Annotated in this window: 16 protein-coding genes; 13 read left to right on the top strand and 3 right to left on the bottom strand. The window is 71.3% G+C overall.

The genetic code is table 11. From position 1 onward, the window contains the following. Positions 1 to 20: 20 nt before the first annotated feature. Positions 21 to 1628 carry a S41 family peptidase gene (locus ABDJ40_RS01480; protein WP_347605163.1) on the bottom strand — a complete coding sequence of 536 codons (1608 nt, stop codon included), beginning with the start codon at positions 1626 to 1628 and terminating at the stop codon, positions 21 to 23. Positions 1629 to 1948: 320 nt separating this feature from the next. Between ABDJ40_RS01480 and ABDJ40_RS01475 the strand changes: the two genes are divergently transcribed. The 9 genes from ABDJ40_RS01475 (at position 1949) to ABDJ40_RS01435 (ending at position 11909) form a co-directional block, all read left to right on the top strand. Continuing rightward, the gene (locus ABDJ40_RS01475; protein WP_347605160.1) at positions 1949 to 3976 is read left to right on the top strand and encodes an Ig-like domain-containing protein; all 2028 of its coding nucleotides are present in this window, start codon (positions 1949 to 1951) and stop codon (positions 3974 to 3976) included. A gap of 198 nt (positions 3977 to 4174) precedes the next feature. Next, positions 4175 to 5149 (top strand): DUF2167 domain-containing protein, encoded by a 975-nt coding sequence (locus tag ABDJ40_RS01470; RefSeq protein ID WP_347605157.1) that lies wholly within the window; start codon positions 4175 to 4177, stop codon positions 5147 to 5149. Next, positions 5146 to 5871 (top strand): site-2 protease family protein, encoded by a 726-nt coding sequence (locus ABDJ40_RS01465; RefSeq protein WP_347605154.1) that lies wholly within the window; start codon positions 5146 to 5148, stop codon positions 5869 to 5871. The genes ABDJ40_RS01470 and ABDJ40_RS01465 overlap by 4 nt, the downstream gene beginning before the upstream one ends. A gap of 91 nt (positions 5872 to 5962) precedes the next feature. Further along, complete coding sequence (locus tag ABDJ40_RS01460) at positions 5963 to 8674, top strand: M16 family metallopeptidase (RefSeq protein WP_347605151.1); 2712 nt, start codon at positions 5963 to 5965, stop codon at positions 8672 to 8674. Positions 8675 to 8795: 121 nt separating this feature from the next. Then, positions 8796 to 9257 carry a DUF3224 domain-containing protein gene (locus tag ABDJ40_RS01455; RefSeq protein WP_347605148.1) on the top strand — a complete coding sequence of 154 codons (462 nt, stop codon included), beginning with the start codon at positions 8796 to 8798 and terminating at the stop codon, positions 9255 to 9257. Positions 9258 to 9320: 63 nt separating this feature from the next. Continuing rightward, on the top strand, positions 9321 to 10496 hold the full coding sequence (locus ABDJ40_RS01450; RefSeq protein ID WP_347605145.1) for an alkane 1-monooxygenase: 1176 nt from the start codon (positions 9321 to 9323) through the stop codon (positions 10494 to 10496). A gap of 88 nt (positions 10497 to 10584) precedes the next feature. Further along, complete coding sequence (locus tag ABDJ40_RS01445) at positions 10585 to 11094, top strand: helix-turn-helix transcriptional regulator (protein ID WP_347605142.1); 510 nt, start codon at positions 10585 to 10587, stop codon at positions 11092 to 11094. Beyond that, on the top strand, positions 11091 to 11498 hold the full coding sequence (locus ABDJ40_RS01440) for a VOC family protein (RefSeq protein WP_347605139.1): 408 nt from the start codon (positions 11091 to 11093) through the stop codon (positions 11496 to 11498). Before ABDJ40_RS01445 ends, ABDJ40_RS01440 begins: the two co-directional genes overlap by 4 nt. Before the next feature lie 18 nt (positions 11499 to 11516). Then, complete coding sequence (locus ABDJ40_RS01435) at positions 11517 to 11909, top strand: DUF1801 domain-containing protein (RefSeq protein ID WP_347605136.1); 393 nt, start codon at positions 11517 to 11519, stop codon at positions 11907 to 11909. A 196-nt stretch (positions 11910 to 12105) separates the two neighbouring features. On the opposite strand, the gene ABDJ40_RS01430 is transcribed toward ABDJ40_RS01435, so the two are convergent. Beyond that, complete coding sequence (locus tag ABDJ40_RS01430) at positions 12106 to 12612, bottom strand: GNAT family N-acetyltransferase (RefSeq protein WP_347605133.1); 507 nt, start codon at positions 12610 to 12612, stop codon at positions 12106 to 12108. Positions 12613 to 12795: 183 nt separating this feature from the next. Here ABDJ40_RS01430 and ABDJ40_RS01425 point away from each other — a divergent pair, with 183 nt between their 5' ends. The 4 genes from ABDJ40_RS01425 (at position 12796) to ABDJ40_RS01410 (ending at position 16409) form a co-directional block, all read left to right on the top strand. Next, positions 12796 to 13284 carry a VOC family protein gene (locus ABDJ40_RS01425; protein ID WP_347605130.1) on the top strand — a complete coding sequence of 163 codons (489 nt, stop codon included), beginning with the start codon at positions 12796 to 12798 and terminating at the stop codon, positions 13282 to 13284. Next, positions 13277 to 13687, top strand: coding sequence for a GFA family protein (locus ABDJ40_RS01420; RefSeq protein ID WP_347605127.1), 411 nt, complete (start codon positions 13277 to 13279; stop codon positions 13685 to 13687). The genes ABDJ40_RS01425 and ABDJ40_RS01420 overlap by 8 nt, the downstream gene beginning before the upstream one ends. A gap of 161 nt (positions 13688 to 13848) precedes the next feature. Beyond that, positions 13849 to 15528 carry a hypothetical protein gene (locus tag ABDJ40_RS01415; RefSeq protein WP_347605124.1) on the top strand — a complete coding sequence of 560 codons (1680 nt, stop codon included), beginning with the start codon at positions 13849 to 13851 and terminating at the stop codon, positions 15526 to 15528. Positions 15529 to 15563: 35 nt separating this feature from the next. Then, on the top strand, positions 15564 to 16409 hold the full coding sequence (locus tag ABDJ40_RS01410) for a DUF6683 family protein (protein ID WP_347605121.1): 846 nt from the start codon (positions 15564 to 15566) through the stop codon (positions 16407 to 16409). A 26-nt stretch (positions 16410 to 16435) separates the two neighbouring features. Here the strand turns inward: ABDJ40_RS01410 and ABDJ40_RS01405 are convergent, their stop codons facing one another. Continuing rightward, a complete protein-coding gene (locus ABDJ40_RS01405) occupies positions 16436 to 17497 on the bottom strand; it encodes an alpha/beta fold hydrolase (RefSeq protein ID WP_347605118.1) in 1062 nt (353 codons plus the stop codon). Positions 17498 to 17557: the final 60 nt, after the last annotated feature.

Here is a 17557-nt window from a genome sequence, read left to right as displayed (position 1 = left end):
TGGGGCAGGCGCGACGGCGATCAGCGCGGCAGGCGGAAGGCGTTGCTGCGCACGGGCGAGCGCTTGAGCATGAGGGCCACATCGCCCTCGCGCGGCCGGGCGCTGGCCGGGCGCATGCCCGGGGCCTGGGCCAGGCAGCGCCCGCTGATGCGGTGCTCCAGGGCCGTCGCCAGCAGGGCCTCGCCGGGGTTGGCGAGCTCGTGGCCGAGGTCGTCCGCCACCGCGCAGCCGGGCAGGCCGGTGGCGCCGTTGCCGCCGGGCACGAAGCCGTCGGCGTAGTCACCGAAGCCCTTGTTGTTGACACCGCCGAACTCGATGGGGAAATAGGAGTTGCCGCAGTTGTCCTTGGCGGTGAAGCCATAGGGCTTGCCGCAGGTCTTGCCGCCGATCAGCACCACCTCCACGTCCACGCCGCGCAGGCCGTTGATGAAGGCCTCGCTGGCCGAGCAGGTGCCGCTCTGCGCCAGCACATAGACGCGTCGCAGGTTCAGCGCGGGCAGCGGGCGCTCGGAGGTGCACTGGAAGTTGGCGTCGAGCAGGCAGGAGACGCCGTAGAAGGGCGTCGCGCCGCCCTCCGTGGCCTGGCGCAGGCTGTTGTAGCGGCTGCGCTCGAAGTCCTTGCCGCTGGTCTGCTGGGAGCCGGCCACCATGTAGGCCAGCTGCGAAGCCATGAAGAGCAGGCCGCCGCCGTTGTAGCGCAGGTCCACCACCAGGTCGGAGACGCCGGCCTGCTGGAAGCGGGTCATGGCATCGATCAGCTGGATCTCGCCCTTGGCGATGTGGGTGTTGAAGATCAGGTGGCCGACCTTCTTGCCGTCGGCGCCGGTCAGCACCTCGTCCAGGGCCACCGGCTGGGTCTCGACCTCGGCACTGAGCAGGCTCACCTGCACGTTCTGGCCGCCCGCGCGGCTGAAGCTGAAGTCGAAACGCTTCTGCAATTGGTCGGGGCTCACCATGTCGTTGAGCACGTCGATGCCGGCGCGGTCGTTGGTGTCGGCGGACACGCCGTTCACCGTCAGCAGGGTGTCACCGCGCCGCAGGCCGGCACGCTGAGCGGGGCTGCCGGGCATGACGTAGGCAATGCGGATGCCGCGCGGCGGCGTGGGCGAGGCCATGGTCCATTCGATGCCGAAGCCCGCGTCCACGCCGGCCTGGGTCATCTGCTGCCACTTGGCCGTGGGGATCATGAAGCTGAAGCGATCCTGGCGCGCGCCGCTGGCGGTCAGCACCGGGCTGCGCAGGGCGTCGAAATAGGCCTCCAGCGAGCCCTGGACGTCCGCGGTGTTGCTGAAGCTCGCCGCACTGGCGTTCACGTTGGGGACGGACTCCCGCCACAGATAGGCCTCGTCGAAGTAGGAGCGCAGCCAGCGCTTCTCCTGGCTGAGGCTGCCGTTGCGATTGCCGGCCGGGGCCTGCGCGTTCTCGGGCGCGCACTGCTGGGCATAGACAGCGCTGGGCTTCAGGGGCTCGTTGACGGGGGTGCTGGGCGTGCCGGGGGTGGCATTGTCCGACGGCACGTTGCCGAAGATCGGCGCTCCGGCGTTGGGACCGCCGCCACCGCAGGCGCTCAGCAGCGCGCAGGCGCCCAGGACGGCGCCGAGGGCCGCCCCATTCCATCGTGTGTTCATTCATCCTCCTCGTGCGGGGTGATCTCGGTCACCTGACACCGGTTTCGCGTCGTCAGCGGCGGGGATCGCCGGACAAAACCCGCGATTTGACACTGCAGCCCGTCGGCGCGTGCTGCTTTTTGCGCGGCAATCGCACCGAGCCCCTGCCCTCCGTGCCGGATTGCACGGGTTTTCGCCAAGGGGGATGCCCCTGAGCAGCAATCTGCAGCAACAAAGGGCCGCCTCCTTGCGGCTAGGCTGCGGGCTTTCGTCGGGACCCTGGGGAGGGCTCCCGTGGCGCCCCGTCCGCGGGGCAACCGATGACTGGAGGCATCGTCTCAATGAAACAGCTCACGAGCCGGCAGCGCCGGCTGCCCTTGGCCCTGCTGCTGGCAGGCCTGCTCGCCCTCGGTGCCTGCGGCTCGGGCGACGCCCCCTTGACGGCCGCGCTGCAGGCCCGTGACGACAGCGCGACGGTGGACAACGGCGCAACCCTGCTGATCGACGTGCTGGCCAATGACCAGGGCCAGGGACTGGTGCTGGACAGCGTGCAGGCCCCCAGCCTCGGCCAGGCCAGCATCGAGGGCGGCCGCATCCGCTACACGCCGGCCGCCCATGCCCTGGGCCAGGACCGCTTCACCTACCAGGTGCACGACGCCCAGGGGCTCACCCAGCAGGCCACGGTATCGCTGACCCTGCGCCGCGAACTGCTGCTGGAGGGTCAGGTCTTGCTGGGCGGCCAGGGGCAGGCCCGCCGCGGCCTGGAGCTGCTGTCCGGCGACCAGGCCCTGGCCAGCGCCCAGACGGACGAAAAAGGCAGCTACCGCCTCCAGCTGTGGCTCGCCGACGCCAGCCAGCGCGACAGCCTGCTGCGCCTGCGCCTGAAGGAAGACAGCGGCCATCCGCGCGACCGTGCCGAGCTCTACCTCGCGTCCGGCGCCACCCTGATGACGCTGGCGGGCGACGCCCGGCGCCTGGATGCCGGCCGCCTCTCGGCCCTGCAGGTGGACGAGTCGAGCATCGGCGAAGCCGCGCTGCTGCTGGGGCAGCACCGCAGCCTGACCCAGCAGGGCAGCGTGCCTGACGAGCTGGCCCTGCGCCGCGCGGTGTCCGGCTATTCCGTGGAAGGCGTCGGTGATCGCAGCGCCCTGGTTCTGGCCGCCCGGCAGGGCCTGGTGCCGCTGCCCGACGGCATCGCCACGCTGGCCCAGCTGATGGCGGACGACGCCGGCCTGCGGCAATTCCGTGCCGCCGCCGAGGCCACCCTGGGCGACACCCTGGAGCGCCTGCGCCAGGAGGCCCAGACCGCCCTGCTGGCGCGCAGTCCCTTCACGCAGGCCAGCCTGCCCGCCCGCTACATCCTGGGCCCCGTCGGTGCCCTGGACCAGGCCCCCGTCTTCAGCACGGCCAAGAGCAGCGCCCTGCTGACCCTGCAGGCGGGCGGCACCGGGCAGCTGCGTCCCCGCCAGAGCTTTGCCCCGGCCCACGGCGCCCTGCATTGGGAGATCAACGGCAAGGGCGCCCTGCTGCTCAGCGGCAGCGGCACCGAGCAGGCGGCGGGCACAGACATCTTCGACCAGCCCTACCACCAGTACCTCCAGGGCATGCGGCGTCTGGGCCGCTTCGCCTTCGGTGACGTGCTGCAGCTCAGCGTGTGCACCAGCGAGTTCGACTGCGGCCCCGAGGACGGCGCGGCCGTGCAAGGCGAGCAGCTGAGCCTGGGACTCAGCGACGCGCCGCTGGCCCTGCAGGCCGCGGAGATCCCCGGCCGCTGGTTCCTGCCCATCGCCGAGACCCTGGAGCTCAAGGCCCACACCGGGGTCGGCCCCCTGCTGGCCGCGCCGCTGGACCTCCAGTCCGACGGCAGCATCGCGGGCCGCAGCTGGCGCTGGCGCCTGGACGGCGGCGAGCTGCTGGTGGAGAACGGCAGCAGCCAGCGCTGGCGCCTGCAGCTGGTGCAGCGCAGCGCCCCCCGGCAGTTCCTGATGCATGCCCTCTACGAAGGGCCGCAGGGCCAGGGCGCCAGCCTGGGCGAGGCCTATGTGCAGGATCCCGCGCTGAACTGGCAGCGCGAGCAGCTGATCGGCGAGTGGCGCATCAGCCGCCTCCTGCGCACCCTGCAGCTGCGCGCCGACGGCAGCGCCAGCCTGATGACCCACCATGACAGCTACGAGGGCCGCTGGATGCTGGCCGCCGACGGCAGCCTGCAGGTCCGCCTCGGCAACGAGGCCGCGGACTTCGTCCTGCAATGGTGGGGCCTCAGCAGCGACAAGTCCGGGGCCCTGGTCATTGAAGGCGGCCATGCCCTGGCAACACCGGACCAGGCCTTCACCAGCACCCCCTATCGCTACGAGCGCGCCGGGCCCTGACAGGCGCGGGGCGCCCGGCCCGCCTCGGGAGACGAGCCCCACGGCGCCGGGGCGGCAGGTGTCGGCGCCTTGCTAGACTCCCGCGGCGGCCGCATACGGCCAAGCCGTGGGCGGGCCTGAACCGGTGCCGTCCCGTGCCCGGGCCCTGCCTTCGCTTCAGACAACCATCAGCGGTAGCCACACCGCAGGGAGGAATCCATGAACACGAACTTCTGGCGGCGCCTGGCCGCCGCATGTCTGCTGAGCCTGCCTCTGGCCCTGCTGGGCCGACCGGCCCTGGCCGACGAGGCCCCCGATCCTTCGGCCCAGGTCTTCGCCGAGGCCAAGCAGGCCGCCACGGCCGGCCCCAGCGACGTCACGCTGGCCAACCAGGCCGTGCTGCACCTGCCTGCGGGCAAGGTCTTCATCCCCCAGCCCCAGGCCGCCAAGCTGATGCGCGCCATGGGCAATCCAGGCGACTACAGCGACCTGCTGGGCCTGGTCTTCCCCGAAGGCGGCGAGGACGGCTGGTTTGCCGTGTTGCGCTTCGAGGGCGCCGGCTACATCAAGGATGACGATGCCAAGGACTGGAACGCCGACGACCTGCTGAAGTCCTACCGCGAAGGCACCGAGGCCAGCAACAAGGAGCGCGCCAAGATGGGCGTGCCCGAGCTGGAGATCGTGGGCTGGGCCGAGAAGCCCGCCTACGCCGCCGACAGCCACCGCCTGGTCTGGGCCATGAGCTCGCGCAGCAAGAACGCACCGGCCGAGGAGGAACAGGGCGTCAACTACAACACCTACGCCCTGGGCCGCGAAGGCTACCTGAGCCTGAACCTGGTCACGGACCTGAAGGACCTGGGCGCCCACAAGGAGCAGGCCCGCGAGCTGCTGGGCGCGATGGAGTTCAATGACGGCAAGCGCTACGCCGACTTCAACAGCAGCACCGACAAGGTCGCCGAGTACGGCCTGGCCGCGCTGGTGCTGGGCGTGGGCGCCAAGAAGCTGGGCTTCTTCGCGGTGATCTTCGCCTTCCTGGCCAAGTTCGCCAAGCTGGCCATCCTGGCCGTGCTGGGCTTCGGCGGCGCCCTCCTGAAGCTCTTCAAGCGCAAGCCCAAGGAAGAGGCCGCGGTCGTGGAGACCCACCAGGACACCCTGCCCATGCCGCGCCCCGAGGGCGGCAAGGCCGCCGAATGATCAAGCTGCTCCTGCTGCTGTTCTCCGGCCTGAAGCTGGGCAAGCTGCTGCTCTCGGGCGGCAGCATGCTGCTGGCCCTGGGCGTCTATGCCCTGCTCTACGGCTGGCGCTATGCGGCGGGCTTCATCGCCCTGCTCTTCGTGCACGAGATGGGGCACTACCTGGCAGCCCGCTACAAGGGCCTGAACGTGGGCCTGCCCACCTTCATCCCCTTCGTGGGCGCCTGGATCGAGCTCAAGGACCAGCCGCATGACGCGCAGACCGAGGCCTTCGTGGGCCTGGCCGGCCCCCTGCTGGGCACCGTGGGCGCCACGGTCTGCTACCTGATGGCCCGCAGCTGGAGCGTCGACTGGCTGCTGGCCGTGTCCTACGCCGGCTTCTTCCTCAACCTCTTCAACCTGATCCCCGTCTCGCCCTTCGACGGCGGGCGCATCACCGCCGTGCTCTCGCCACGCATCTGGCTGCTGGGCGTGCCGGTGCTGGTGGGGCTGTTCGTGTGGCGCCCCAGCCCCATGCTGATCCTCATGGCCGTGCTGGCCTGGCCGCAGCTGTGGAAGGCCTGGAAGTACCGCAGCGAAAGCGCCGAGGGCCAGACCTACTACGCCGTGCCCGCCGCGGTGAAATGGGAATACGGCACCTACTACCTCGCGCTCGCCGCCTTCCTGGCCCTGATGAGCCACGACGTGCACGAAATGCTGCAGCGCCCCGCCGGCCTGCACTGAGGCCGCCCCTCCCGCCCGTCCTTCTCTGACTTTCATCATCACGACCCCGGCGGGTGCACACTCGCCGCGGTTGAAAACCTGCACCGCCACCATGACACGCACGCTCCACCCCCTGAGCCTGGCCCTGGGCCTGGCCTTTGCCTTCGGCGCCCAGGCGCATTCGCTCAAGCCCGTCCACAGCGTCGAAGGCATCAGCGAGTACCGCCTGCCCAACGGCATGCAGGTGCTGCTGGCGCCGGACGCCTCCAAGCCCACCACCACGGTCAACGTGACCTACCGCGTGGGTTCCCGGCATGAGAACTATGGCGAGACCGGCATGGCCCACCTGCTGGAGCATCTGATCTTCAAGGGCAGTCCCAAGCACCAGGACCCCTGGGCCGAGTTCACCAAGCGCGGCCTGGCCGCCAACGGCTCGACCTGGTTCGACCGCACCAACTACTTCGCCGCCTTCGCTGCCAATGAGGACAACCTCAAGTGGTACCTCAGCTGGCAGGCCGATGCCATGGTGAACAGCTACATCGCCCGCCGCCACCTGGACACCGAGATGACCGTGGTGCGCAATGAAATGGAGATGGGCGAGAACGACCCGGGCGGCGTCACCACCCAGCGCACCCTGGCCTCCATGTACCAGTGGCACAACTACGGCAAGGACACCATCGGCGCCCGCGCCGACGTCGAGAACGTGGACATCGGCCGCCTGCAGGCCTTCTATCGCACCCACTACCAGCCGGACAACGCCACCCTGATCGTGGCCGGCAAGTTCGACGCCAACAAGGTGCTGGACTGGGTGGAGCAGAGCTTCGGCAAGCTGCCCAAGCCGAAGCGCCAGCTGACCAAGCTCTACACCATCGACCCGGTGCAGGACGGCGAGCATGCCGTCACCGTGCGCCGCCAGGGCGGCACGCCCATGAGCCTGGCCGCCTACCACGTGACCCCGGGCGCGCACCCGGACCAGGCCGCCATCGAGGTGCTCAACCTCATCCTCACCGAGGCCCCCGGCGGCCGCCTGCACAAGCGCCTGGTCGAGGAGACCAAGCTGGCCGCCAGCGTGGGCAACTTCGGCCTGGCCCTGGCCGACCCCGGCTTCACGATGATGATCGCCGAGCTGGCCCCCAAGGCCTCGCAGGACGAGCTCAACCGCGAGCTGCTGGCCGTGACCGAAGGCTTCGCCGAGCGCCCCGTCACCGAGGAGGAACTCAAGCGCGCCCAGACCCGCTGGCTCAACCGCTGGGAAAAGCTCTTCACCAGCCCGGAGCAGGTGGGCATCACCTTGTCCGAGACCATCGCGCAAGGCGACTGGCGCCTCTTCTTCCTGCTGCGCGACCGCGTCAAGGCGCTGACCGTGGCCGATGTGCAGCGCGTGGCCACCGAGCGCTTCCTGCCGGCCAACCGCACGCTGTCGCAGTACATCCCGACCGAGAAGCCGGTGCGCGCGCCGGCCCCGGCCTTCGTGGACGTGGCCGCCGAGCTCAAGACCTTCAAGCCGCAGGCCGCGGCCGGCGTGGTCGCCGCCTTCGATGCCAGCCCCGCCAACCTGGACCGCTCGACCCAGCGCAGCCAGCTGCCCAACGGCCTCAAGCTGGCCCTGCTGCCCAAGCCCACCCGCGGCGAGGCGGTGCGCGGCGTGCTGGCACTGCAGCTGGGTGACGCCAAGAGCCTCTTCGGCCAGCAGAGCGTGGCCGAGCTGACCGCCGCCATGCTCAAGATGGGCACGGCCGGCAAGACCCGCGAGCAGCTGCGCGACGCGCTGGACGCCGCCAAGGTCGAGCTGCAGATCAGCAGCCCCTCTGCCGACCGCGTGGTGCTGAGCTGGAGCACCAAGAAGGAATTCGCCCTCCAGGCCCTCAGCCTGATCGGCGAGATCCTCAAGCAGCCGCGCCTGGAAGCCGCTGGCCTGGAAGAGCTGCGCGCCCAGTCGCTGACCGGCATCCAGGCCCAGAAGGACAACCCCGAAGGCATCGCGCAGAAGGCCGTGGGCGTGGCCCTGAACACCGAGCCCCGCGGCGACGTGCGCCATGTGCGCAGCTTCGAGGAGGAAGAGGCGGACGTGAAGGCGGTGACGCTGGACCAGCTCAAGGCCTTCCATGCCGCCTTCTACGGTGCCAGCCAGGCCCAGCTGGCCATGGTCGGGGACTTCGACGCCGCCGCCGTCAAGAGCGCCGTGAGCGCCGAGCTGGGCAGCTGGAAGGCCCAGGCCGCCTACAGCCGCATCCCCCGTCTGCACGTGGACAAGCCCGGCCAGGTGCAGCTGCTGCGCACGCCGGACAAGCAGAACGCCATGATGCTGGGCGTCCAGTCCCTGCCCCTGGATGACAGTTCGCCGGACCTGGCCGCCCTGCAGCTGGCCAACCACATCCTGGGCGGCGGCGGCAGCTCGCGCCTGTGGACACGCATCCGCGAGAAGGAAGGCCTGTCCTACGGCACCGGCACCGGCGTGAACCTGGGCGCGGAGGACCCTTCCGGCGCCTGGTACGTCTACGCCATCTTCGCGCCGCAGAACCGCGAGAAGGTCGAGACCGCCTTGCGCGAGGAGGTGGCGCGCGCCCTGAAGGACGGCTTCAATGCCAAGGAGCTGGACGAGGCCAAGCAGGCCCTGCTGAACCAGCGCCGCCTGAGCCTGGCCCAGGACGGCGCGGTGGCCGGCATGCTCAGCAGCCAGCAGCGCCTGAACCGCAGCTTCGCGCGCGAGCAGAAGCTGGACGAGGCCCTGCAGCAGCAGACCCTGGATCAGGTCAACGCCGCCCTGCGCAAGCACTTCAGGCTGGACGCCTTCCAGCTGGTCTTCGCCGGCGACTTCAAGTGATCCCGGGACCCCGTCCTGCCCGTGCGCAGGGCGGGGTCATTCGATGCCGCCGCCCGCCCCGGGCTGCGAAGATGGGGGCCCGCCTGTGCCCAGGCAGGCCCCCTTTTTCATGACCCACGCCATGTCACCAGCCCCCCACGCCGAGACCGTCGCGCCGCAGCACTGCAGCGGCACCTTCAAGGTCAGCATCCAGCCTCCGCAGCTGATGGCCAGCCCGGAGGGCGGCCCGGCCCAGGCGCGCCGGCCCCTGGAAAAGCAGTTCGAGGGCGGCCTGCAGGGTCGTTCCCTGGGCGAGATGCTGGCGGCCGGCCAGCCCCAGCAGGGCGAGGCCGCCTATGTGGCGCTGGAGTCCTTCCAGGGCACGCTGCAGGGCCGCCCGGGCGGCTTCGCGCTGGCGCACCTGGGCCTCATGCGGGCCGGCCGGCACGACCTGCGCATCGCCATCGTCCCGGGCTCCGGCATGGGCGCACTGCAGGGCATCACGGGCGAGCTGACGCTGCGCATCGAGGGCGGCGTGCACCACTACGAGCTGGCCTACACGCTGCCGGAGCAGGCCGGTATCGCCACCCCGCCTCGGGATTGACGCTGGCCGGCGCCAGGCGCAGCATGGCCCGGCCGCAGCGCCACGGCGCACAGGAGGACGGCCATGCGCACGCTCAGTTCCCGATCGCCCACCCAGGCCCGCTGGCGCGACCCCAAGCGCTGGTGGTGGCTCATGTCCCCAGCCTTTCCTGCGCTGGTCTGGCTCAATGTGCTGCGCTACCTCGCCACGGGCGACGAGCTCTGGCTGTGGATCAGCACCCTGGTCGTCTATGTCGGCATCCCGCTGCTGGACACCCTGCTGGGCCAGGACCGCAGCAACACGCCCGAGGAGGAGCGCGCCCGCATCGAGTCCGACCCCTGGTACCGCGTGCTGCTCGTGCTCTTCGTGCCGCTGCAGTACGGCCTCACGGTGCAGGGCGCCTGGGTCGCCGCCACGCAGCCCCTCAGCCTGTGGGGCTGGCTGGGCCTGGTGCTCAGCGTGGGCGGCATCAATGGCGTGGGCATCAACACCGCCCATGAGCTGGGCCACAAGCGGCCGCGCTGGGAGCGCTGGCTCTCGCGCATCACCTTGGCGCCCGTGGCCTACGGGCATTTCTACGTGGAGCACAACCGGGGTCACCACCTGCGCGTGGCCACGCCGGAAGACCCGGCCAGCAGCCGTATGGGCGAGAGCTTCTGGGCCTTCCTGCCGCGCACCGTTTTCGGCAGCCTGGCCTCGGCCTGGGCCATCGAGGCCGAACGCCTGGCTCGGCTGCGCCTGCCCGCCTGGCACTGGCGCAACCAGTGCCTGCAGGCCTGGGCCATGACCCTGGCCTTCTACGGCGCCCTGGCCCTGTGGCTGGGCGCGCCGGTGCTGCTCTTCCTGGCGGCGCAGGCGGCCTACGGCATCAGCCTGCTGGAGGTCGTCAACTACATCGAGCACTACGGCCTGCTGCGCCCGCGTGATGCGCAAGGCCGCCTCACGCCCTGCGACCCCACGCATTCCTGGAACTCGGACCACCGCGTGTCCAACGTCTTCCTCTACCAGCTGCAGCGCCACAGCGACCACCACGCCCACCCCGGCCGCCGCTACCAGGTGCTGCGCCATTTCGACGAAAGCCCGCAGCTGCCCTCGGGCTACGCCGGCATGCTCTTGCTGGCCTATGTGCCGCCGCTGTGGTTCCGGGTGATGGACCCGCGCGTCGTCGCCCACTACCGCGGGAACCTGGGCCGGGCCAATCTGCAGCCCTCGCGCCGGCGACGCCTGCTGGCGCGCTGGGGCACGCCAGCCTCCCGCTGAACGCAAGGCCCTGCGGCAGGCGTTGCGCCGCGCCGCCTCTATCATCCGCAGCTTCCCGACGACAGGGCGGCCGCGCCCTTTCCCTGGCATGTCCCTGCCCCCCCGTTCTCCCAGCCCCGCGCTGCTGCTCCGCCTGCTGCGCGCCCGGGACCGCATGGACGCAGCCTCCGAGGAGGCCTGGCCGGTGCAGCGCCTGGCCGCGCTGTGCGGGCTCACCGAGGCCTACTTCGCCCGCGCCTTCAAGGCCGCCTTCGGCCTGCCACCGCACCGCTACCTGCTGAGCCGCCGCATCGAGCGCGCCTGCGCCCTGCTGCGGGACACCGAGATGAACGTCACCGAGATCGCCCTGCAGACCGGCTGGGAGAGCCTGGGCACCTTCGGCCGCACCTTCCGCGACATCACCGGCAGCCACCCCGCCGCCGTGCGCGAGCAGCTGCGCCGCGAGACCCCCGTCCAGGCCCTGGCCGGCATGCCCCTGTGCCACCTGATGGCCGCCCACCGCCCCGATCTGCTCAGCGCAGTTTCGGAGAAGCGCCGCCAGGCCGCAGCCGCTACAAACGAGGCCTCGGACACTGACAGCGACAAGGAGCTGACATGAATGCAGGCATCGACGTGATGGGCCTCTACGTTCACGACCAGGACGAAGCCCTGGCCTTCTACGTGGAGCGGCTGGGCTTCAAGGTGCACACGGATGTGCGCAACGGCCCCTTCCGCTGGCTGACGGTGCAGCACCCGGAGCAGCCGGAGGTGCAGCTGGGCCTCTTCAAGCCCGGCCCGCCCATGCAGGACGCGGCCACGGCCGAAGCGCTGCAGGCCCTGGTGGCCAAGGGCGCCATGCCGCCCCTGGTGATGCGCGTGAAGGACTGCCGCGCCAGCTGCGCGAGCTTCCGTGCCGCCGGCGTGGAGATCACCCAGGAGCCCGTGGAGCGCTTCGGCAGCGTGGACGCTGGCTTCCGCGACCCTTCCGGCAATGGCTGGAAGCTGATCCAGACCCGCGACTGAACGACAGGAGAACCGCCCATGCCCAGCCGCAGCGCCAAGCCCGCAGGCCCCGCCCCTTCCACCCTGATCGACGAGCGCATCGCCACCCTGGGCGACTGGCGCGGCGCCCTGCTGGGCCGGCTGCGCGCACTGATCCTCGAGGCCAGGCCCGACATCGAGGAAGACTGGAAATGGAGCGGCCCCTGCTGGACCCATGCCGGCCTGATCTGCACCGGCGAGACCTACCAGCGCCACGTGAAGCTCACCTTCGCCCATGGCGCCTCGCTGCCCGACCCGTCGGGCCTCTTCAACAGCAGCCTGGACGGCCGCGTGCGCCGCGCGATCGACTTCGCCCAGGACGCGGTGGTGGACGGGCCGGCGCTGCAAGCCCTGATCCGTGCGGCGGCCGACTACAACGCCGGCAAGGCCTGACCCCACGCCAGGAGCCGGCCCGCGCTTGAAATGCGGGCCCCGGCCTCCAGCTATGGCTCCATGTTCCAGTTCTTCCACCCCCGCCCCGTCGTGGACCGCCGACCGGTGGCCGAGCACAGCGTGCGCGTGCAGGCCGTGGCCCTGCCGGCCTTGACGGCCCTGGCCCCCGCCGCGCCCGCGGGCGAAGCACCGGCGCTCAGCCCGCCAGCAGCGCCCAGCGTTCGTGGTCCCGCCAGCGCCCGCCGATCTTGAGGTAGCGCGGCGAGAAGCCCTCCTTCTGGAAGCCGCAGCGCCGCGCCAGCGCCAGGGAGGCCGCATTGCCCGGCTGGATGTTGGCCTCCACGCGATGCAGCTTCAGCACCCGGAAGGCGTGACGGCAGACCGCCTGCAGGCCCTCGCCCATCAGCCCCTGGCCGGCGTGGGGCGCGAAAGCGTAGTAGCCCAGGTAGGCGCTTCGCAGGGCGCCCAGCACGATGTGGCTGAGGTTGACCACGCCCACCAGGCTGTCGTCGTCACGCCGCAGGACCAGGAAGGACTGCTGCCCCGGCTGGCGCATGCGATCGAGCCAGGCCAGGAAGGCCACGGCATCTGCCGGCGGCGACACCCAGCGACCGTGCAGGCGCCGGCTGGCGGCCACGGCGGCCAGGAAGGCCGGGGCGTCGGCGGCCTCGGGCGGGCGGAGGTAGATGCGGGACGGTGACATGGGCAGGCGGGCAATCGCAGATTGCCGGCATTGTGGCCCTTGGACGGCGCGGCTGACCGCCCCGCAACAACCCTGCACCGACCAGGGCGGGCGCCCCGGCAGACCAGGCCGACTCGGCTAGTCTTCACCAAGGCGCCCGGCCGTCCGGGCCGGGCGCGCCCATCCTTCAGCCGGAGCCCCCTCATGACGCCCACGACGCCCAAGAACACCCTGTGCCTCTGGTACGACGGCACGGCCCTCGAGGCCGCCGAGTTCTACGCCCGCACCTTCCCTGACAGCCACGTAGGCCCCATCTGTCGCGCGCCGGCCGACTTCCCCAGCGGCAAGGCCGGCAGCGTGCTGACTGTCCAGTTCAGCGTGATGGGCATTCCCTGCCTGGGCCTCAACGGCGGCCCCGGCTTCCCGCCGACGCAGGCCTTCTCCTTCCAGGTCGCCACCGAGGATCAGGCCGAGACCGACCGGCTCTGGGACGCCCTGCTGAGCAGCGGCGGCCGGCCCAGCGCCTGCGGCTGGTGCCAGGACCGCTGGGGCGTGCACTGGCAGATCACGCCGCGGGTGCTCAGCGAGGGCATCTCGGACCCCGATCCCGCCGTCGCCCGGCGGGTCTTCCTGGCCATGATGGACATGGTCAAGATCGACATCGCCACCATCGAGGCGGCCCGGCGTGGCTGAGGGCGGCCCCCTGGACAGCGTCAGCGGCGGCTGCCTGTGCGGCCGGGTCCGCCTCGTGGCCACCGGCCGGCCCCGCCGCGTGGGCCTGTGCCACTGCCTGGACTGCCGCAAGCACCACGGCGCCCTCTTCCACGCCTCGGCCATCTTCGAGCAGACGGCCGTCGCGATCAGCGGCCCCACGCAGCACTACCGCGGCCGCCACTTCTGCCCGCAGTGCGGCTCCTCGGTCTTCTCGCGCTCGGGAGACGAGATCGAGGTGCACCTCGGTGCGCTGGACGCCCCCGACCAGTTCCGCCCGCACTACGAGCTGTGGACCGTGCGGCGCGAGTCCTGGCTGCCGCCTTTCGAGCTGGCGGGGCACTACCCCGGCGACCGACCGGCGGACGCCCCCCGCAAGTGCTGAGGCCCTGCCTCCTGCGGACTAGGGGGTCGCCGGGCGGGGGTTAACGCGCCGATACATCTCCGCTGCCACAAGCGCCCGGGAACAGGCATGGTGTCGCCGCGGTGCAGGTGGGGGCGGAGGCCCGCCTGGCATCGACGACAGGATGTGCAGGGAGGGGTGCCATGAAGGCCGAGACAGGCGTCGAGAAGGGGCTGCGCAAGCCCCGCCACCGGATCAGGACCAGCGTGCAGGCATTGGGGCTGGGGCTGACGCTCGCCCTGGGCGCCCCGGCCACGGCAGCCGCGGCCGCGTCAGCGCTGGACGCCGGCACGATGGGGCAGGTGGTCGGTGCCGCCACGCTGGACGCCATGGCCGAGGCCTCGGTGCGGGCCTGCGTCGAGATGGGCGTGCCCCAGAGCGCGGCCCTGCAGACCGCCTTTGCCGACTGGCGCACGCGCCACCGCCTGCCGCTGCTGCGCTCGGTGGTGATGAGCCTGGCGGCCCGCCAGCACCGCGATCCCCCCTGGAAGGACATGAGCGAGACCATGCACCAGCGGGTGCTGGACGAGCCCCAGCCCGACAAGGCCTGCGAGGCGCTGATGCAGGACTGGTCCACGCCCACCATGGACGCCAGCACGCTCTACCCCGCCGCCGTGGCCACCGCCCAGGCCCTCATCGCGGAAAAGCTGGCCCATGCGCCCGAGCCCCTGCCCGTGGTGCCGGGATCGCTGGGCGGGGGTCAGGTCTTGACCATCGCCCAGCTGCTGAAGCTGATCGAGCCCGCGGGCAAGGCGGGCGGCGGCCAGGACGCGCGCCGGCCGCTGTCCAATGTGCTGGTCAGGGGGCGGGTCGTGCGCTGGCTGGACGACCGCGTCAGTTTCCAGCTGGTGCAGGACGAGGGCTCCTTCAGCGCGCAGCGCGCCATCGTCCTGCGCTTCGATGCCGAGCCGCTGCTGGGCCGCGAAGTGGTGCTGCGGGGCGACGTGAAGAACCCGCGCGCCTACACCGTGGAGCTCTCCGATGCCGCCTGGCTCAGCGACCCCAGCGGCCTGCAGGCCTCCCCGCTGCCGGCCCAGGCCCTCCGGCGCAAGCCCGTGCCCCTGCAGCGCGTGCTGGGCAAGCCCGGCCAGGGCGTGCAGGAGAAGGAGCTGACCGCCGTCGTGCTCTACGGCTACGGGGACTACAGCAACGGCTCGCAGTGGCGGGAGGACGTGCGCTTCCTGCTGCGCGACGGCAGCGCCTACCTGCGCACCGAAATGCCCCCCGACCAGCTGGACGCCGGCCGCTCCCGGCGCCTGGAGCCGCAGCAATGGGCACGCTGGCGCGCCCGGGGTGAGCACTACGACTTCCAGGCACAGAACGAGCAGGGCGCGCCCGAGGGCGCCTGGGAGGCCGCCCAGCACCGGCCCATGCGGCCCTGGGCGCCCGGCACCCGCCTGGAGGGCAGCTACAGCCGCAGCGCCTTCCACGGCAGCCTGTTCACCGGCGGCACCGCCTCCACGAACAGCATCCGCTTCAGCCGCGACGGCCGCTTCGAACGCAGCTTCTATGCCCAGTCCGGCTCGGGCAGCCTGGCCGCCGTCCAGGGCACGGTGATCCACGGCGCCTCATCGGGCGACGGCAAGGGCAGCCAGAGCGTGTTCGCCGGTACCGTCGGCACCGGCCTGGGCAACGTCACCACCACCTCCGGCCCTGCGCGCAAGGACGACGGCGCCAGCCGCCGCGGCAGCTACACCCTCAGCGGCTATGTGGCGGTGCTGCGCTACGACGACGGCCACGAGGAACGCCTGCTCAGCTTCCCGGTGGACGACGGCAGCCGCTCGGTCTACCTCGGCCAGGGCAGCTACTCGATCAACAAGTGAGCGCTGCACCGCGTGCAGCCCCGACGGAGAGTTCCATGCATCCTCATTCCTTCTCCCTGACGCAAGACCTGACCCCGCTGCGGCACCGCCCGGCGCACACGCCGAAAGCGGCCGCCGCCACCCTGGTGCTGGTGGCGGCCACCCTGCTGGGCCTGCCCAGTGCCGGCAACGCCGCCGCGCCAGCCGCCCAGGCCACGCCCACGCTGAGCCTGGCCGAGCAGATGCGCGCCATGCTGGGCAAGCCGGCCGCCGGCAACGCGCCGGGGACGCCAGCCGGCGCAGGCAAGGGTGCGGGCCCTTTGGCGGGCGGCAGCGCCGGAACCGGCGCCGGCCAGGGCACCGCCCCCCTGTTCACCGCGGCGCCGGCCCAGGCCGCGGCACCGCTGCTGGTCGAGGGCCCGGCGCAGTTGCGGCAGTCGGCCACCGAGCTGGCCCAGCGCTTCCCGGCAGCCCAGCGCGGCGCCATGAGCAAGGCCTTCGAGGAGTCCTTCGCCTTCTGGCAGAAGCTGGAGACGCAGCTGGGCCTGGCCTCCAATGACCTCGCAGCGGGCGTGGCGGCCTTCATCGCGGGCAACTACGCCGCCTTCACGCAGCAGCAAGTGGCCGACGAGCACTTCAAGACCCTGGTGCGTCAGATGCAGGGCCTGCTGGGCCAGAACGCCGGCATCCAGCAGGCCAGCCCGGCCCAGCGGCGCGCCATGTACGAGCAGCTGGCCATGGTGGGCACCTTCATGGTCGTCTACCGCGAGCAGCTGAGGCTCAAGCCCAATCCGGCGGAGGAGGTCAATTTCCGCAACACGGCCCGGGCCAATCTGGAGACGGCCCTGGGCGTGGGGGTGGAGCGGATGCAGATCGGCGCGCAGGGCCTGGAGATCCGTTGAAGGCCGCGATCCCGCGGCTCAACGGATCAGCGGATCAGCGGCAGGATGCGCTCGCGCAGCAGCCGGTACTGGGCGTCCAGCATGGGCTGGTTGGGGTCGTGCCCGACCTGGGGCAGCAGGACCAGCTCCTTCACTGGTGCCTTCAGGCTGTCCACATAGCGCTGGGTGACGTCGGGCGTGGTGAGCAGGTCCTCGGCGCCCTGCACGAAGAACAGCGGCAGCCGGAACTCGGTGCCCAGCTGGCTCAGCTTGATCGTCGAGGCCATGCCATCGCCCTTGAGCCTCACGAACTGCAGGAAGGAGTAGTCCTCGCCGGCCTCGTAGGCCGCCTGCGCCTTGGGCGTGGCGTAGAACGCGGGGGGCTGCCACCAGGCCTTGGGCGCCGGGATCGTGCGCTGGGCTTCGTAGCGGCGGATCACACGGCGCACCTTGCCGAAGCTGCGCGGGTCCGTCCAGGGCGGTGCGCCCACGGCCTGCAGCACCGCCAGCGCCTCCTGGTCCTGTGCGTCCTGCACCCGCTGGAGCAGCCGGGCATAGCTCTGCGCCCCGTTCTCCGCCGCGTCGAACATCTGCGAGGTGCCCAGGTAGGCGTGGAACAGCTCGGGATGCGCATGCACCATGTGCAGGCCCAGGACCGAGCCCCAGGAGCTGCCCCACACGATGACCTTTTTCTGACCGAAGCGCTGCGCCAGGTAGGCCGCCAGCTCGTTGCCGTCGCTGACCAGCTGCGCAAGGGTCAGCGGCACGTCGTCGGCCGTCGGGTTGCGGCCGAAGGTCATGCCGGAGCCGCGCTGGTCCCAGTGCACCAGGGTGAAGTCCCGCGCCCAGGCGCCGAACATGGCATCGCCATAGGGGCTCAGCGGATTGCCCGGCCCGCCATGGACGAAGAGCACGAGGGGGTTGCCGCAGCGCTCGCCTTTCACCGTGACCCACTGCTCGATGCCGCCCAGCTTGACGAAGCCCTGCTCGTCGACGCGCTGCGCCGGCGATGCACAGGCGGCGGTGGCGGGCGGGGCGTCCGTGGCCGCGAGGGCCCAGGCAGGCAGCAGACAGGCAATGGCAAGGAGGGCGAGAGCGCGTCTTGGCATGGGGCGAGCGGTGGTTGGTTGAGATGCTGGAGCGTAGCGATCCCGCCGGCGGCTGCCAGT

The organism is Roseateles flavus, from assembly GCF_039872765.1.
Taxonomy (GTDB): Bacteria; Pseudomonadota; Gammaproteobacteria; order Burkholderiales; family Burkholderiaceae_C; genus Roseateles_B; species Roseateles_B flavus.
Note: the sequence above shows the minus strand (reverse complement) of the source record. Positions and strands in the feature narration are given on the sequence as shown.

Excerpts from the sequence above, each read along its gene's own strand:
- ABDJ40_RS01410 (WP_347605121.1), top strand. The coding sequence starts at position 15,564 with ATGCATCCTCATTCCTTCTCCCTGACGCAAGACCTGACCCCGCTGCGG.
- ABDJ40_RS01430 (WP_347605133.1), bottom strand. The coding sequence starts at position 12,612 with ATGTCACCGTCCCGCATCTACCTCCGCCCGCCCGAGGCCGCCGACGCC.
- ABDJ40_RS01475 (WP_347605160.1), top strand. The coding sequence starts at position 1,949 with ATGAAACAGCTCACGAGCCGGCAGCGCCGGCTGCCCTTGGCCCTGCTG.
- ABDJ40_RS01450 (WP_347605145.1), top strand. The coding sequence starts at position 9,321 with ATGCGCACGCTCAGTTCCCGATCGCCCACCCAGGCCCGCTGGCGCGAC.
- ABDJ40_RS01460 (WP_347605151.1), top strand. The coding sequence starts at position 5,963 with ATGACACGCACGCTCCACCCCCTGAGCCTGGCCCTGGGCCTGGCCTTT.
- ABDJ40_RS01435 (WP_347605136.1), top strand. The coding sequence starts at position 11,517 with ATGCCCAGCCGCAGCGCCAAGCCCGCAGGCCCCGCCCCTTCCACCCTG.
- ABDJ40_RS01415 (WP_347605124.1), top strand. The coding sequence starts at position 13,849 with ATGAAGGCCGAGACAGGCGTCGAGAAGGGGCTGCGCAAGCCCCGCCAC.
- ABDJ40_RS01480 (WP_347605163.1), bottom strand. The coding sequence starts at position 1,628 with ATGAACACACGATGGAATGGGGCGGCCCTCGGCGCCGTCCTGGGCGCC.
- ABDJ40_RS01445 (WP_347605142.1), top strand. The coding sequence starts at position 10,585 with ATGTCCCTGCCCCCCCGTTCTCCCAGCCCCGCGCTGCTGCTCCGCCTG.
- ABDJ40_RS01455 (WP_347605148.1), top strand. The coding sequence starts at position 8,796 with ATGTCACCAGCCCCCCACGCCGAGACCGTCGCGCCGCAGCACTGCAGC.
- ABDJ40_RS01440 (WP_347605139.1), top strand. The coding sequence starts at position 11,091 with ATGAATGCAGGCATCGACGTGATGGGCCTCTACGTTCACGACCAGGAC.
- ABDJ40_RS01470 (WP_347605157.1), top strand. The coding sequence starts at position 4,175 with ATGAACACGAACTTCTGGCGGCGCCTGGCCGCCGCATGTCTGCTGAGC.
- ABDJ40_RS01405 (WP_347605118.1), bottom strand. The coding sequence starts at position 17,497 with ATGCCAAGACGCGCTCTCGCCCTCCTTGCCATTGCCTGTCTGCTGCCT.
- ABDJ40_RS01465 (WP_347605154.1), top strand. The coding sequence starts at position 5,146 with ATGATCAAGCTGCTCCTGCTGCTGTTCTCCGGCCTGAAGCTGGGCAAG.
- ABDJ40_RS01425 (WP_347605130.1), top strand. The coding sequence starts at position 12,796 with ATGACGCCCACGACGCCCAAGAACACCCTGTGCCTCTGGTACGACGGC.